Raw genomic sequence first — 15,403 nt, 5'->3', positions numbered from 1 at the left:
AGCAGCAGGAGAACCGTCCGCCGCTTGCTCAGGCGGCCTGGACGGATTTGATCCTGTCGATGCCGCCGACAACAGGCGCGAAATCGTCCCACACGCCCTGGGCGCCCTTCTGCCATTCGTCGAAGGCTTCCGGCTTCAAGAGTTTTCCGCCGTTGGCAACTGCGGTCTCGACGGATTTGGATTCGTCGTCGACGATCAACTGGTTGAAATAGGCAGCCCCCTCGATGGAGGCCTGCTGGAACACCGCCTTCTGCTCGTCATTGAGGCCGGCCCAGAAGGTCGAGGCATAGTAGATGACGCCGGATGCCCAGATGTGGCCGGTTTGGGTCATATCGGGCACGACCTCATAGAGCTTGAAGCCGGCATAGGCCGATTTGGTCAGATCCATCGCGTCGGCGACACCGGTTGCGAGCGCATTATAGGTCTCGGTGATCGGAATGCCGATCGGCGTCGTGCCGAATGCGCTCCAGAGCTTGGTGTGCAGCGGGCTCTGGATGACGCGAATGCGCTTGCCCTTGAGTTGTTCTGGCCGCGTCACCGGCTCCTTGGTCAGGAGATGGCGGGCGCCGTAATTGATGAAATCGCCGACGACGAAATTCTGCGCCTGCAGTTTCTGCATGAGATCGGCGCCGACATCGCCGGTGACGGTTTTGCGGACATGGTCGGCATCGCGGAAGAGGAAGGGCAGATCGAGGATCTGCAGCTCCGGCGCCCAGCCGGAGAGCGACGAGACCGTCGAGAGACTGGCCTGGATGGAACCGAGGCGCACGCCTTCGGCCACTTCCTTTTCGCCGCCGAGCGCACCGTTTCTGACGATGTTGAACTTGAACTGGCCGGGAAGCTTCGCTTCGACCAATTCGCCGATCTTCACCCAGATCTTCGTTTCCGGCTTCTCGTCGCCGAGCAGTGAGGCGATCGTGATCGTCGTCGTGCGGGCAGCGGCGGTGCGGACGAAGGCGGGCGCGGCAAGCGCCGTTCCAGCGACAGCTGCGGTCTTCAGGAAATTGCGTCGGTTGAGATTATCCATGGGGTTGTCCTGTTTACGAGAAGATGATGGCCCAGGCGCAGAGGATTGCGAGCGAGACCAGGAGAGCGAGCAGATAGGGAACCACCGCCCGAAAGAGCTCTGAGGCGGGAATGCGCGTGACGCCGCCGACGACGTAGATCAGCATGCCGAGCGGCGGTGTCAGTCCGTGGATCATCAGGTTGACGACGATGATCACCCCGAACTGAATGGGATCGATGCCGGCGGCGACCGCTGCCGGCAGCAGGATCGGGCCGAAGAGCAGGATCGCGGCGCCGATATCCAGAACGAGGCCGATCACCAGCAGGATGACGTTCGACAGCAGGATGACCGCAAGCGCGCTGCCGCCGAGCACCGTCGTCAGATGCGAGATCAGTCCGGATACGTCGTCGACCGCCAGCAAAAAGGCAAAGGGGCCGGCCGTGCCGATGAGAAGGCCGATCGCCGCCGCTTCGACTGCTGCCTGGCGAAAGGCGGCATAGAGCGAGAGAATGCCGAGGCGCGCACCGATGCCGAGCAGCAGCGTGTAGAAAGCAGCAAGAGCGGCGGCTTCCGTGGTGGTGACGATACCGATGCGAATGCCGACGACGACGATGATGCCGAGCCCGAAAGCCGGGATTGCCTGGACCGCCGATTGCCAGCGCTGTCTCGCATTTGCGCGCGGCAAGGGCACCTGCTCACGCACGGTCAGATGGATGGCGACCGCCAGGCATATGGCCATCAAGCCGCCGGCGAAGAAGCCGCCGACGAGCAGCGAGCCGACGGAAAGATTGGTCGCCGTCGCAAGGATCAGAAATGCGATCGACGGCGGGATAACATTGTCGAGAACCGATGTCGAGGCGATGATCGCCGCCGCCTGCGCCGGCCGGTAGCCGTGTTTGACCAGCTCGGGCTGGAAGGTCGATGCGCCGAAGGCGGCATTTGCGACCGACGAGCCGGAAGCGCCGGAAAAGAGAACGCTGGTGAGCAGCGTCGTCTGCGCCAGTCCGGCCCGGCGATGGCCGACCATGGCGGCGGCGAAGCGCACAAGCTGGTTGGCGACGCCGGATGCCGTCAGCAGGCCGCCGGCGAGCAGGAAGAAGGGAATGGCGAGCAGCAGGAATTTCGATATACCGGTGACGGTCGCGGAGACGATCGCCGGCTCCGGCAGGCTGCTGCCAAAGGCGATGACGACATAGGCCGCAGCAAGAAAGGCGTGCGGCAGCGGCGCAGCAAGCACAAGGCCGACCGCGGCGATCAGTCCGAGAAAAATGCTCGGCGGCCAGTCGAGATCGAGCGAGATATGGGGAATGCCGGCATAGAGCGCGACACCGACGGCAAGCGAGAGCAAAACCGGCAGGATCTTGCCTTCGGCGATGCGCTGCAGAAGCAGCACGACAAGGATCAGCGCGCCACTGGTGCCGAGGAAGCCGAAGCGGATCCATTCCGGCACGCCGAGCGTCGGCGAGACGCCGCCAAGCATCGTCATGATCTCGCTACCGCCGAAGCTCAGGATCAGCGCCGAAAGCACGGTGAACACATCGGCGCCGATCGGCGTCACCTTCTGCAGGCTTTCCGGTAGCATCTTGACGAAGACGTCGAGGCGCATGGCAAGCGCGCTGTTGAGGCTGAGCGGCGCGCCGAGCGCGATCAGACCCACATGCAGCCAGATACCGAGATCCTCGGCGCCGATGAAGCCGGCGCTGAAGAAATAGCGCAGGCAGACTGTGACGAGCACCATGGAGAGCAGCACGGCGAGAACGAGTGCCGCGGCAATGCCGAGAACCGCTTCGATCGCCCGCAGCAGGCGCGCTGCCACCCCGCTGTCCGGAGCGGCCTGTTCGATCGGATGAAATTCACTGGTGGCCACAAAACTTACCTTCTGGCGAGAGAATCAGGCATTCTTGACGGTCGTAAGATCGCGATCGAAGAGCGTCGACCAGGTGTAGTTGCGCGCCTTCGAGACTTCCCTGCTGACATCGAGCCGCGGCAGCACCTTTTCGCCGAAACGATAGGCTTCCTCAAGCAGCGGCATGCCAGAAAGAATAAAAGTATCGACGCCCGCCTTCTGATAGGCTTCGAGCGTGCGCAGAACCGTATCCGGAGAACCGACGATCGCCGTGCCGGGGCCGGGCCTGACCAGGCCAATGCCTGCCCAGAGGTTCGGCGCGACTTCGAGGTCGCGCAAGTTTTCCGGCTTGAGGCCGCCATGCAATGCGGTCATGCGCTGCTGACCGACGGAATCGCTTCTTGCGACGAAGCGCTGGTTGGCGGTGATCGCCGCATCATCCATGCGGCCATAGAGATCGGCCGCCGCTTCCCAGGCCTTTTCGTCGGTGTCGCGAACGATGACATAGAGACGGATGCCATATCCCAGTTCACGGCCGTAGTGGGCGGCCCGCGCCTTTACGGCTTCGACCTTCTCGCCGATCTGGGCGGGCGTCTCGCCCCAGGAGAGATAGGTGTCCACATGTTTCGCCGCGACTTCAAGCGCCTTGTCGGAGGATCCACCGAACCAGAGCGGCGGCGGTGCGATGCTCTCGCCGACCGGCAAGGCGAGCTTGGCGCCGTCGGTCGAGAAATACTTGCCCTGATGGGTGACGCTCTCACCGGCAAAGAGCCGGTGCCAGAGCTGAAGATATTCGTCTGCCATGTCATAACGCTCGTCATGCGGCAGCATCATGCCGTAGGCGCCGAGCATCTTGGCGTCGCCGGAGACGACATTGATCAGCAGCCGGCCACGGGCGAATTCCTGGAAGGTCGCAGCCATCTTGGCAAGCAATGTCGGCGCGACGAGGCCGGGGTGGATGGCGACGAGAAATCGCAGCCGCTCGGTGTGAGCAAGCAGCGCACTCGCCAGCACCCAGACGTCGTGGGCGCCGGTCGCAAACAGGGCGCCGGTGTAGCCCAGATGGTCATAGGCCTGGGCAAGCTGCTTGTAGTAACCGTAATCGACCTGACGTGAGCCTTCGGGCTGCCAGGGATAGGCGCCGTCGGGCGCGCACATGTACCAGAAAACGTTCATCTCCGGCTTCCTTGTTATTTCGTCATTTCCGGGCGTTTCAACACGATGGGCTTGGCGAAATGGCCGTGGCGCAGCAGCGTGTCGGCCTCCTCCTGCTGTTCGGCAATGATCTCGTCGTCGATCGGCCTCGTATCGAAACAATCGTACAAACTCTGCGGGACATGTTCTCTGGCCTCGACGATGTCACCGGGCGCTTCGGAATGACGAAGCTGCCGGTCGACGAAATGATGTTCGATTGAACCCGGCATGATCGACCTCTATACCTGGATCACGCCGAACGGGCTCAAAGTATCCATCGCGCTCGAAGAGTTCGGCCTCTCCTACCGCCCCCACACGGTCGACATCACCAAGGGCGATCAATTCCGGCAGGACTATCTCGCCATCAATCCGGGCGGCAAGACTCCCGTTATCGTCGATCACGAGACCGGCATCACGCTTGCCGAATCCGGCGCCATCCTGCTCTATCTTGCCGAAAAGACCGGCCGCTTCCTGCCCCGGCAGGGTGCCGCCCGGCATCACACGATCGAATGGCTGATGTGGCATATGGGCGGCTTCGGGCCGACGCTCGGCAACGCCCATTATTTCCTGACCTACAATGCCGGCGAAGCGCCGTTCGCAGAGGATCTTTTTCGCAGGGACACTTGCCGCCTCTATGAAACGCTGAACGCGCGGCTCGCAGACCGCGACTATCTCGTCGACGATTATTCCATCGCCGACATGGCGGTCTGGCCCTGGGTTTCCCGTTTTCAGCGCCACGAGATCGACCTCAATGCATTCCCGAACGTCAAACGATGGTATCTCAGGCTTGCGGCGCGGCCACAGGTCAAGCGCGGCTACGACGTTCCCCATTTCACATCCGAAATACCGCAGCCCTGAAGACCATGCCAGCGCGGCGTATTGATCCCGCCCGAAATTTCGGCAATTTGATTATTTTTTGCGCACACCCATTTTTGCACATTTTTCAGGCGAACACCTTGCTAAATTTGCTGCACTGCGTCATGAATATAGCAATGACGCATCTCGATCTGACAATTCTGGTGATCGACGAAAATGCCATTCGCGCCTCCATCATCGAAGAAGGCCTGCGCGAGGCAGGGCATGTGCGCGTCACCGTTGTGCATGAGGTCAACGGCATCGCGCGAATCATTGAAACGCTGATGCCCGACGTGATCATCATCGATATCGAAAATCCCAACCGCGACATGATGGAGCATCTGTTCCAGCTGACGCGCACCGTCAGCCGCCCGATCGCCATGTTCGTCGACCGGTCCGACACGGCCTCGATCGAGGCTGCCGTCGATGCCGGCGTCTCGGCCTATATCGTCGACGGATTGAAGAAGGAACGCGTCAAACCGATCCTCGACATGGCCGTCAGCCGCTTCAATGCCTTCAACCGGCTGCGGCGGGAGCTTGCCGATGCCCGCTCCGCGCTGGAGGAACGCAAGCTGGTCGAGCGCGCCAAGGGCATATTGATGAAGATGCGCGGCCTCTCCGAGGAAGAGGCTTTCGCCCTGCTGCGCCAGACAGCCATGAACGAAAAGAAGAAGATGTCGGAAATCGCCCAGAGCGTCGTCACTGCCGCGGGGCTGTTGATGTAATGGCCGACCTGATGAATTTCCGGAGGAAACCGGAGTGGATATGATGACAACGACCTCCAACTCCGGCGGCGAGCTGCCCTCGCCCGTGCGGGTGAACAACGAAGGACCGAAAGTGCTGCGGGCCGGTTTCATTCCGCTCGTCGATGCATCGGTGCTGATTGCGGCGGCGGAATTCGGCTTTGCGCGGAAGGAAGGCCTGACGCTCGATCTCGTCAAGGACGTCTCCTGGGCGAATGTGCGCGACCGCCTGGCATTCCGCCAGTTCGACATCGCCCACATGCTGTCGCCGATGCCCGTCGCCTCCATGCTCGGTCTCGGCTCCAATCCCTCACCGACGATCACACCATTTTCGCTGGGGCGCGGCGGCAACGCGATCACGTTGTCGACGCGGCTCTTCGACAGGATGCGGAATGACGTGGGATTGCCGGAAACGGCAAGCGCGCTCGACAATGCCCGCGCCCTGGCAAAAACATTGGCGGCAATGAAGGCCCGCGGCGAGCCGCTGCCGACTTTCGGGGTCACCTACCCCTTCTCCTCGCACAATTACGAATTCCGCTACTGGCTGGCAGCCGGCGGCATCGATCCCGACAAGGATGTCAAGCTCGTGGTCGTGCCGCCGCCCATGACTTCGGATGCGCTGGCAGCCGGTGCGATCGACGGTTTCTGCGTCGGCGCGCCGTGGAACATGGTCGCTTCGGAGCGCGGCGTCGGCCGCATCGTCGCCGCCAAGCAGGATATCTGGCCGTCGGCACCGGAAAAGGTGATCGGCATGCGGCCGGACTGGGCGGAAAGCCATCCGGAAACCGTTTCCCGGCTGATCGTGGCGCTCGACGCGGCAGCCCGGTGGTGCGACCGGCCGGAAAATCACGATGCGCTGGCGGCAGCTCTTGCCGACCCGCGCTATATCGCTGCCCCCGTCGAAATCATTCGCCGTGTGCTCGCCGGCGAATTCAGCCTCGACGCAAAGGGTAACCGCCGCATCATCGCCGATTATTTCATGTTCCATTCCGGCTTCGCCAATTATCCCCGGCCAAGCCAGGCGCTGTGGATCTACAGCCAGATGATCCGCTGGGGACAGGCCGAGATCAGCCTTAACATGGCAAGGGCCGCAGCATCCGCCTACCGCCCGGATCTCTATCGCGCTGCTCTCGGTGACGACAACGCACCCGCAGATGCCGATATCCGCATCGAAGGTAGTGACGAGGGCGACCGTTTCATGGACGGCCACGTCTTCGACCCGGCGAGGCTGCCGGACTATGTCGCAGGTTTTGCCGTCAAAAGCGCCCTCGCCTTCGTTTCCGACGACGAGGTCTAACCGATGCCGGCCTGCACAAAACGCCAGCAAGCATCTGCCCGTCTCACGACAAGCGCACAAAATATTTGCATGAGCGGGTGGCGGCCCGAAAAACAAGCAGGCGGCGTGTTTCGTAAAATATCATTTGTATTCAGTGGATTGAACGTCGATCACAAAACTGGCACGCAGTTTGCATAGTCTTTGTAGCACCGGTCAATGACGATCAGCGCAGAGTGAGCGCGCGATAGACGCTCACGGAAGACACAGAGATTGCTCTTCGGATGAAGAGGTAGGTTTTAGCTTGAGCAATCCGGCCAACGGATTGCCTCCAGGCAAATGGGCCGAAGGCCCAAGAATTCGGCGTCCAACGGCGGGCGCCACCAGCAAAGCCGCTGATCAGGATATTTCGCGCGCCTCGTGGATGCGCGTCCTGACCAGCGGCTTTTTGTTTTAACCCTCAGCGATGGATCGGCACGACCTTGTCGGGCCTCGGAGAAGTTATGTCTGTCATCGAGAAATCACAGTCCATGTCCGCCGGCGAACCAGCCAAGGCATTGTGGATCTCCACTGTAGCCTTCACCCTCTGTTTTGCCGTCTGGACGATCTTCGCGATCATCGGCATTCGCATCAAGCAGGATCTCGGCCTGAACGAGGCCGAGTTCGGATTGCTGGTCGGTACCCCCGTGCTCACCGGTTCGCTGGTGCGCATCGTTCTTGGCATCTGGACGGGGCGTTACGGCGGCCGTCTCGTTTACACGCTCACCATGCTGGCCGCCGCATTGGCGACCTTTCTGCTCTCTTACGCCCAGACCTATACGCAGATGTTGATCGCCGGCCTCGGCGTCGGCCTCGCCGGCGGCTCCTTCGCAGTCGGTGTCGCCTATGTCTCGCCTTTCTTCCCGGCGGAGAAGCAGGGAACCGCACTCGGCATCTTCGGTGCCGGCAATGTCGGCGCGGCCGTGACCAAATTCGCAGCCCCCTTCGTGCTGATCGCATGGGGCTGGCAGGCGGTTGCAGAGATCTGGGCCGTCGGTCTGGCGCTAATGGCAATCGTCTTCTGGTTCACCACGACCGATGATCCGGCCTTTCGTCTGCGCCGCGAACGCCGCGCTGCCTCCAAGAGTTTCGCGCAGGAATTCGCGCCGCTGCAAAACGTTCAGGTCTGGCGCTTCTCGCTCTACTATTTCTTCGCCTTCGGCGGCTTCGTCGCCCTGTCGCTGTGGCTGCCGCGCTACCTGGTCGGCGTCTACGGCTTCAACCTGGAAACCGCCGGCATGGTCGCGGCCGCCTACTCCATCCCGGGCAGCATCTTCCGCGCCTTCGGTGGCGTGCTGTCGGATAAAAAGGGCGCGCGCAGCGTGATGTATACGATGCTTCTCGTCTCGGCCGTGGCCACCCTCATCCTTTCGCTGCCGGCTGCTTCTGGTTCCGGGACGGGTCCGGCGTTCGGTATCACCCCCGTTATCTTCATCGTCGTCATCTTCGTGCTCGGCTTCTTCATGAGCCTCGGCAAGGCTGCCGTCTACAAGCACATTCCGGCCTACTACCCCGAGAACGTCGGCGCAGTCGGCGGCGTCGTCGGGATGATGGGCGGCCTTGGCGGCTTCATCCTTCCGATTGCCTTTGGCCTCCTCAAGGACATGACCGGCCTTTGGTCCAGCTGTTTCCTGCTGCTCTTTGCGATCGTCGTAATCTCTCTCATCTGGATGCACCTGTCCGTAAAGCAACTGTCGCGCCAAGGGCACTCGGCGCCCGTGGCTGCAACCTGATCTAAGGACCTGGAAATATGACCGAAAAACTTGTCATCATCGGCAATGGCATGGCGCCCGGGCGCATGCTGGAGCACCTCTTCGAACAGGCGCCCGGACGCTATGAAGTTACGATCTTCAATGCCGAGCCGCGCGTCAATTACGACCGCATCATGCTGTCGCCGGTTCTCTCAGGAGAAAAGGACTACGAGCAGATCATCATTCACGGTGACGGCTGGTATATCAAGCACGGCATCATGCTCTACAAGGGCCACAAGATCGTCAATATCGATCGCGCCGCCAAGACCGTCACCTCCGACCACGGCGTCACCGAAAGCTACGACAAGCTGGTGATCGCAACCGGTTCCGTGCCTTTCATCATCCCCGTTCCCGGCAAGGATCTGCCCGGCGTCATCACCTATCGCGATCTCGACGACGTGCAGGCAATGCTGCTTGCCGCCCAGTCGCGCGAAAAGGCTGTCGTCATCGGCGGCGGCCTGCTTGGCCTGGAAGCGGCGGCCGGTCTTGCCCAGCGCGGCATGGACGTCACCGTGCTTCATGTCATGCCGACGCTAATGGAACGCCAGCTCGACCCCGCCGCCGGCTACCTGCTGCAGAAGGCGGTCGAGGAACGCGGCATCAAGGTCATCTGCAAGGCCAATACCAAGGCGATCGTCGGCAATGGCAAGGTCGAGGGCATCGAGCTTGACGACGGCCGCATCATCCCGGCAACGCTGGTCGTCATGGCCGTCGGCATTCGTCCGAGTGTCGGCTTGGCGAAGGATGCCGGCATTGCGGTCAATCGCGGCATCGTCGTCGATGCCGGCATGCAGACATCGGATGGCGATATTCTTGCGCTCGGCGAATGTGCCGAGGTCGGCGGTATGGTCTATGGCCTCGTTGCGCCGCTCTATGAAATGGCCCGTATCGCCGCCTCGCATCTCTCCGGCGATCGCTCGCCGGCCTTCGTTCATGCGGATACGCCGACCAAGCTCAAGGTCACCGGCATCGAGCTTTATTCACTCGGCGACTTTGCCGATGGCGACGACCGCGAGGAGATCGTGCTGCGCGATGCCAGCGCCGGCGTCTACAAGCGCCTGGTGCTCAAGGACAATAAGATCATCGGCACCGTACTTTACGGGGAGACCGCCGATGGCGCATGGTTCAATGACCTGAAGAAGAAGGCAACCGATATTTCGGAGATGCGCGAGACGCTGATCTTCGGACAGGCCTATCAGGGAGGGTCGCCGCTGGACCCTATGGCGGCCGTTGCAGCCTTGCCGGATGACGCGGAGATTTGTGGCTGCAACGGCGTATGCAAGGGCAAGATCACGTCGACGATTTCAGGCAAGGGGTTGACGTCGCTCGACGACGTACGCGCCCACACAAAGGCATCCGCCTCGTGCGGCTCCTGCACCGGCCTCGTCGAACAACTCATGGCGCTGACGCTCGGCGACAGCTACAATCCGACTGCCGTCCAGCCGATGTGTACCTGCACCGAACTCGGCCATGACGACGTTCGCCGGCTGATCAAGGCCAAGGGGTTGAAGAGCATCCCTGCCGTCATGCAGGAGCTCGAATGGAAGACCTCCTGCGGCTGCGCCAAATGTCGGCCGGCGCTCAACTATTACCTGGTTTGCGACTGGCCGGACGAATATGCCGACGACTACCAGTCGCGGTTCATCAATGAACGCGTGCATGCCAACATCCAGAAGGACGGCACCTACTCCGTCGTTCCGCGCATGTGGGGCGGCGTCACCAATTCGAACGAGCTGCGCGCCATCGCCGATGTCGTCGACAAGTTCGAGATCCCGATGGTGAAGGTGACGGGCGGCCAGCGCATCGACCTGCTCGGCATCGAGAAGGAAGACCTGCCCGCCGTCTGGGCCGATCTCGGCAAGGCCGGCTTCGTCTCCGGCCAGGCTTATGCCAAGGGCCTGCGCACCGTGAAGACCTGTGTGGGTTCGGACTGGTGTCGCTTCGGCACGCAGGATTCCACCGGCCTCGGTATCCGCATCGAAAGGTTCATGTGGGGCTCCTGGACGCCGGCCAAGCTGAAGATGGCCGTCTCCGGCTGCCCGCGCAACTGCGCGGAAGCAACCTGCAAGGATATCGGCGTGATCTGCGTGGATTCCGGTTTCGAGATCCATTTCGCCGGTGCGGCCGGTCTCGACATCAAGGGCACGGAGGTCCTCGGGCTTGTCCGGACCGAGGACGAGGCGCTGGAGTATATCGTGGCCCTGACGCAGATGTACCGCGAGCAAGCCCGCTATCTCGAGCGCATCTACAAATGGGCCAAGCGCATCGGCCTGGAGGAAATCCGCCGCCAGATCATGGGCGATGCCGAAAAGCGCAAAGCCTATTACGACCGCTTCGTCTTCTCCCAGAAATTTGCCCAGGTCGACCCCTGGTCGGAGCGTGTCTCCGGCAAGGACAAGCATGAGTTCAAGCCGATGGCGACGATCGGCTATCCGCAGGCTGCAGAATAAGGAGATGGACATGAACTGGATCGCAATCGGTGACATCTCCGACATCCCGCTGCGCGGGGCGCGCTGCGTGAAGACGCCGCAAGCCAAGATCGCCGTCTTCCGCACGGCCGAAAACGAGGTCTTTGCCATCGAGGATCACTGCCCGCACAAGGGCGGCCCGCTCTCCCAGGGCATCGTCCACGCCAAGTCAGTCACCTGCCCGCTGCACAACTGGGTTATCTCGCTGGAAACAGGCAAGGCGCTCGGCGCCGATGAAGGCGAGGTTCGGACGATCCAGGTGCTGAACGACGACGGCAGGCTGTTCATCGCTCTGGAAAGCCTGATGATGGCGGCGGAATAGATGGCGGCGGAGGTCAAGACCACCTGTCCCTATTGCGGTGTCGGCTGCGGCGTAATCGCCACGGTCGACCAGGCAGGCGCAGTCAGCGTCAAAGGAGATCCCGAGCATCCGTCGAATTTCGGCCGGCTCTGCTCGAAGGGTTCAGCCCTTGCCGAAACCATTGATCTCGATGGCCGGCTTCTCCATCCCGAGATCGAAGGCAAACAGAGCGGCTGGGACGAGGCGCTTGATCTGGTCGCCCGCCGTTTTTCTGAAACGATCGCCGAACACGGGCCTGACGCCGTTGCCTTCTACGTCTCGGGCCAGTTGCTGACCGAGGATTACTATGTCGCCAACAAGCTGATGAAGGGCTTCATCGGCTCCGGCAATATCGACACCAATTCAAGGCTTTGCATGTCCTCTTCCGTGGCGGGGCATCGCCGCGCCTTCGGCGCCGATACTGTCCCCGGGACCTATGAGGATATCGAACTTGCGGATCTGGTGATCCTGACCGGCTCCAACCTTGCCTGGTGTCATCCCGTCATCTACCAGCGGCTTGCCGCCGCAAAGACGGCGCGGCCAAACATGCGGATCGTCGTCATCGATCCGCGCCGGACGATGACCTGCGACATCGCCGACCTGCATCTCGCCATCCGTCCGGACGGCGATGTTGCGCTGTTCATGGGACTGCTTGCCCATCTCGCGACCAGTCCGGCAATAGACCAGAATTATATCGGCGCCCATACCGAAGGTTTCGGCGACGCTTTTGCGGCCGCCGCCGCGCTTGATATCAACGATCTCCTGGAACGGACCGGCCTGCCGGCCATGCAGATCAGGGAGTTCTTCCGCCTGTTCGAGACGACGCCGAAGGTCGTGACCTGCTACAGCCAGGGCGTCAACCAATCCTCCTCCGGCACCGACAAGGTCAATGCCATCCTCAACTGCCACCTGGCGACCGGCCGCATCGGCCGCCCCGGCATGGGACCGTTTTCGCTGACCGGCCAGCCGAACGCCATGGGCGGGCGCGAGGTCGGCGGTCTCGCCAATATGCTTGCTGCCCATATGGCGATCGAGAATGCCGAAGATAGGGACCGCGTGCAGCGCTTCTGGGACTCGCCCGTCATCGCCGCAAAGCCCGGCCTGAAGGCGGTCGACATGTTCCAAGCCGTGGCCGACGGGCGCATCAAGGCGCTGTGGATCATGGCGACCAATCCTGTCGTCTCGATGCCGGATGCCGACAGTGTCGAAAACGCGATCGCCGCCTGTCCCTTCGTCGTCGTCTCGGACATCCTCAAAGAGACGGATACGACCCGGCACGCAGATGTGCTTTTGCCCTCGCTCGGCTGGGGCGAGAAGGATGGCACCGTCACCAACTCCGAACGGCGCATTTCAAGGCAACGGCCGTTTCTCGACATCCCTGGCGATGCAAGGGCCGACTGGTGGCAGCTTGCGGAGGTCGGACGCCGCATGGGATTTGCCGCCGCCTTCGATTATGATGCGCCGGCGGCAATCTTCGCCGAGCACGCCGCGCTTTCCGCCTTCGAAAATAACGGCAGCCGCGATTTCGACATCGGGGCGCGCGCCGGCATGAGCGGCGGGGCCTATGACGAACTGTCGCCCTTCCAGTGGCCGCAGGCGGCAGGGACAGAACCAAACACCACCCGCTTCTTCGCCGAGGGCGGTTTCTTCCATCCGGATCGCAAGGCGCGCTTCGTCGCGGTCAAACCGCCCGCAACCGATCGCACCAATGCCGAGTACCCGTTCACGCTGAATACCGGGCGCATCCGCGACCAGTGGCACACGATGACGCGAACCGGAAAGAGCGCGCGGCTTTCCGCCCATATAGCCGAACCCTTTGCCGAGATCCATCCACGCGACGCGATCGAGACCGGTATATCAAGCGCGGGCCTCGTCGAGATCGACAGCCCGCACGGCAAGGCAATCGTCAGGGCACTGGTGACCGATCGCCAGGCCCGCGGCGGCATCTTTGCGCCGATGCACTGGAACGACCAGTTCGCCGCAAGAGCGCGAATCGACACCGTGGTCGCGCCGATAACCGATCCCATTTCCGGTCAGCCGGCATCGAAGAACGTTGCCGTCGCCGTCCGGCCCTTTAGCGCCACCCATTACGGTTTCGCCGTCTCGGCGACAAAACCCGCCACGCCTGACGCGGCCTATTGGGCGCTGGCAAAAGCCGCCGGCGGCTGGCGGCTGGAGCTTGCCTTCGGCGAACCCGTCGAAGACTGGACGGCCTGGTGCCGGGCGGTTTTCGCCATTCCGGCCGAGATCGAACCGCTTGGTTATGCCGACCGGCAATCCGGCGACCTCAGGCTCGCCTTCTTCGATGGCGAGGTCCTGCTTGCGGCGCTGTTTCTGGCACGCGAGCCCGTTGCGGTCGCGCGCAACTGGGCGATTTCACAGCTCTCCGCCTCGCATGGCGACCTCAGGAAACGCTTTGCGCTCGTTGCGGGTCGTCCCGGCGCAGGCAGGCCGGATCCAGGCGCTACCGTCTGCTCCTGCTTCAGTGTCGGGGTCAACCAGATCGCCGCTGCCGTGCGCGGCGGATGTCACAGCGTCGAGGCGGTCGGCAAGGAAACCAGCGCTGGAACCAATTGCGGCTCCTGCCGCAGCGAAATCGGCAGGATCATCGATCGCTGTCTTGCCGCAGCCGCGGAGTGAACCGCGCAAAAGCAAGCAGGACGCAACCGGAGCACTGTCAGGCCGCGTTCGGGACGATCAGCATCCTGTGATCGGAGGAGATGCGGACCGAGATCTCGTCATAGGATGAAAGCGTCGGGTGCGGCGTCTCCATCTTTTGGTGATGTGTTGCCGTGATGACCATGACATCGGCACCCGCCGCCTCGCCGGCCGTAATGCCGGCTGCGACATCCTCGAACACCAGGCAATCCTGCGTGCTGACGCCGAGGCGCTCGGCGCCCAGAATATAACATTGCGGGTCGGGTTTTCCGACCTTGACGTCCTCAGCCGTCACCATGAATCTCGGCACCGGCAAGCCTGCTGCCTCCAGTCGCCGGTGAGCAAGGCGCAACGGCGAGGAGGTGACGATCGCCCAGCGATCCGGAGGCAATGAACTCAGAAACGTCGCGGCGCCGTGAATGGCAACGACGTCGCTGACATCGGCGATTTCGGCCTCGGTCACCAGCTTCGATTCATGTTCGGGATCGACTCCCGGCAGGTTCAGCCGGGTGATCGTGTCAATGCCGCGCGATCCATGCATCTTCGGTAAAAAGGTGGCGACATCGAGCCCATGACGCCTTGCCCAGTCGCTCCATACACGCTCGGCCGCACGGATCGAATTGAGGATGGTGCCGTCCATATCGAACAGAAAGGCGGCATAGGGCTTCTCGAAGCCGCGGGGCATCGGCATAGACAAAAGGCTGATCCTTCAGGGAAACAGTCGAACGGTGGTCGCTATCGCGATGAAACGGCAAATCATTGGGTTTTGCAAGCTTTCGGGAATGGCGGTGACGCCTCCCGACCGCCTTCACCTAAAAAGCCGCCCTACCGGAGGTGACGATCAAGTCGCAGGAAAGCCGGAGGCCGATCGGGTCGTGGCAGAGGTCGTCGGCACCATCGGCGAGTTCCAGTGCGGCCGAAGCATTGGCGCGCAGGTAGGCTTGCGTAGTCGGATCGACGCGCATCGGAGCGGCGGTCCAGAGTGAGGGACGGCTGACGTCGATTGCGGAAATTTTAGCCTTGTCATTCTTGACGGCGTAGGACGCGACCGTCATGCCACTCAGCGTCAAGGTGAGTGCAAGTGCGATCTGGAGACCGAGATCTGCGGCTTCGCGAAAGGAGATGAACATAGCGGCCTCATGCCACGGTTTTTTAGTATCTCCGCATGCAAGTAGGACATGCGCCGGCGCCGATCCAGCGACATCGCCCGTTAAGGTTTACGCATAACCA

12 protein-coding genes and 1 pseudogene are annotated in these 15,403 nt (G+C 62.0%); 7 read left to right on the top strand and 6 right to left on the bottom strand.

Features of this window, described 5'->3' with window-relative positions; all coding sequences use genetic code 11:
• Window positions 1-28 precede the first annotated feature (28 nt).
• The 4 genes and pseudogenes from OIU37_RS00825 to OIU37_RS00810 all read right to left on the bottom strand — a co-directional run.
• Window positions 29-1,027: a TRAP transporter substrate-binding protein gene (locus OIU37_RS00825; protein ID WP_264255093.1), complete on the bottom strand. Its 999-nt coding sequence runs from the start codon at window positions 1,025-1,027 to the stop codon at window positions 29-31.
• A gap of 13 nt (window positions 1,028-1,040) precedes the next feature.
• Window positions 1,041-2,873 carry a TRAP transporter large permease subunit gene (locus tag OIU37_RS00820; protein ID WP_264255091.1) on the bottom strand — a complete coding sequence of 611 codons (1,833 nt, stop codon included), beginning with the start codon at window positions 2,871-2,873 and terminating at the stop codon, window positions 1,041-1,043.
• 24 nt (window positions 2,874-2,897) lie between these two features.
• Window positions 2,898-4,028, bottom strand: coding sequence for an LLM class flavin-dependent oxidoreductase (locus OIU37_RS00815; protein WP_264255090.1), 1,131 nt, complete (start codon window positions 4,026-4,028; stop codon window positions 2,898-2,900).
• Window positions 4,029-4,042: 14 nt separating this feature from the next.
• Window positions 4,043-4,165 (bottom strand): annotated as a pseudogene (locus OIU37_RS00810) (ABC transporter); the annotation flags it as partial.
• Window positions 4,166-4,274: 109 nt separating this feature from the next.
• Between OIU37_RS00810 and OIU37_RS00805 the strand changes: the two are divergent.
• The 7 genes from OIU37_RS00805 (at window position 4,275) to OIU37_RS00775 (ending at window position 14,155) form a co-directional block, all read left to right on the top strand.
• On the top strand, window positions 4,275-4,904 hold the full coding sequence (locus tag OIU37_RS00805; protein ID WP_264255089.1) for a glutathione S-transferase family protein: 630 nt from the start codon (window positions 4,275-4,277) through the stop codon (window positions 4,902-4,904).
• A 134-nt stretch (window positions 4,905-5,038) separates the two neighbouring features.
• A complete protein-coding gene (locus tag OIU37_RS00800) occupies window positions 5,039-5,626 on the top strand; it encodes an ANTAR domain-containing response regulator (RefSeq protein WP_018241751.1) in 588 nt (195 codons plus the stop codon).
• A gap of 34 nt (window positions 5,627-5,660) precedes the next feature.
• On the top strand, window positions 5,661-6,941 hold the full coding sequence (locus tag OIU37_RS00795; protein ID WP_264255083.1) for a CmpA/NrtA family ABC transporter substrate-binding protein: 1,281 nt from the start codon (window positions 5,661-5,663) through the stop codon (window positions 6,939-6,941).
• A gap of 479 nt (window positions 6,942-7,420) precedes the next feature.
• Window positions 7,421-8,689 (top strand): nitrate/nitrite transporter, encoded by a 1,269-nt coding sequence (locus OIU37_RS00790; RefSeq protein WP_264255082.1) that lies wholly within the window; start codon window positions 7,421-7,423, stop codon window positions 8,687-8,689.
• A 17-nt stretch (window positions 8,690-8,706) separates the two neighbouring features.
• The gene (gene nirB / locus OIU37_RS00785) at window positions 8,707-11,157 is read left to right on the top strand and encodes a nitrite reductase large subunit NirB (RefSeq protein WP_062944637.1); all 2,451 of its coding nucleotides are present in this window, start codon (window positions 8,707-8,709) and stop codon (window positions 11,155-11,157) included.
• A 4-nt stretch (window positions 11,158-11,161) separates the two neighbouring features.
• Window positions 11,162-11,497 carry a nitrite reductase small subunit NirD gene (nirD, locus tag OIU37_RS00780; RefSeq protein ID WP_264255080.1) on the top strand — a complete coding sequence of 112 codons (336 nt, stop codon included), beginning with the start codon at window positions 11,162-11,164 and terminating at the stop codon, window positions 11,495-11,497.
• Window positions 11,498-14,155 (top strand): nitrate reductase, encoded by a 2,658-nt coding sequence (locus tag OIU37_RS00775; RefSeq protein ID WP_264255078.1) that lies wholly within the window; start codon window positions 11,498-11,500, stop codon window positions 14,153-14,155.
• A 37-nt stretch (window positions 14,156-14,192) separates the two neighbouring features.
• Here the strand turns inward: OIU37_RS00775 and OIU37_RS00770 are convergent, their stop codons facing one another.
• Entirely contained in the window at window positions 14,193-14,870 is a 678-nt protein-coding gene (locus tag OIU37_RS00770) for an HAD family hydrolase (protein ID WP_264255076.1), read from the bottom strand.
• Between the two features lie 115 nt (window positions 14,871-14,985).
• Window positions 14,986-15,303: a hypothetical protein gene (locus tag OIU37_RS00765; RefSeq protein ID WP_171602231.1), complete on the bottom strand. Its 318-nt coding sequence runs from the start codon at window positions 15,301-15,303 to the stop codon at window positions 14,986-14,988.
• Window positions 15,304-15,403 lie beyond the last annotated feature (100 nt).

This window comes from Rhizobium sp. BT-226 (assembly GCF_025847085.2).
Lineage (GTDB): Bacteria > Pseudomonadota > Alphaproteobacteria > Rhizobiales > Rhizobiaceae > Rhizobium > Rhizobium sophorae.
The sequence above is the reverse complement of the archived record's forward strand: the minus strand, read 5'-3'. Positions and strand labels throughout refer to the sequence as shown.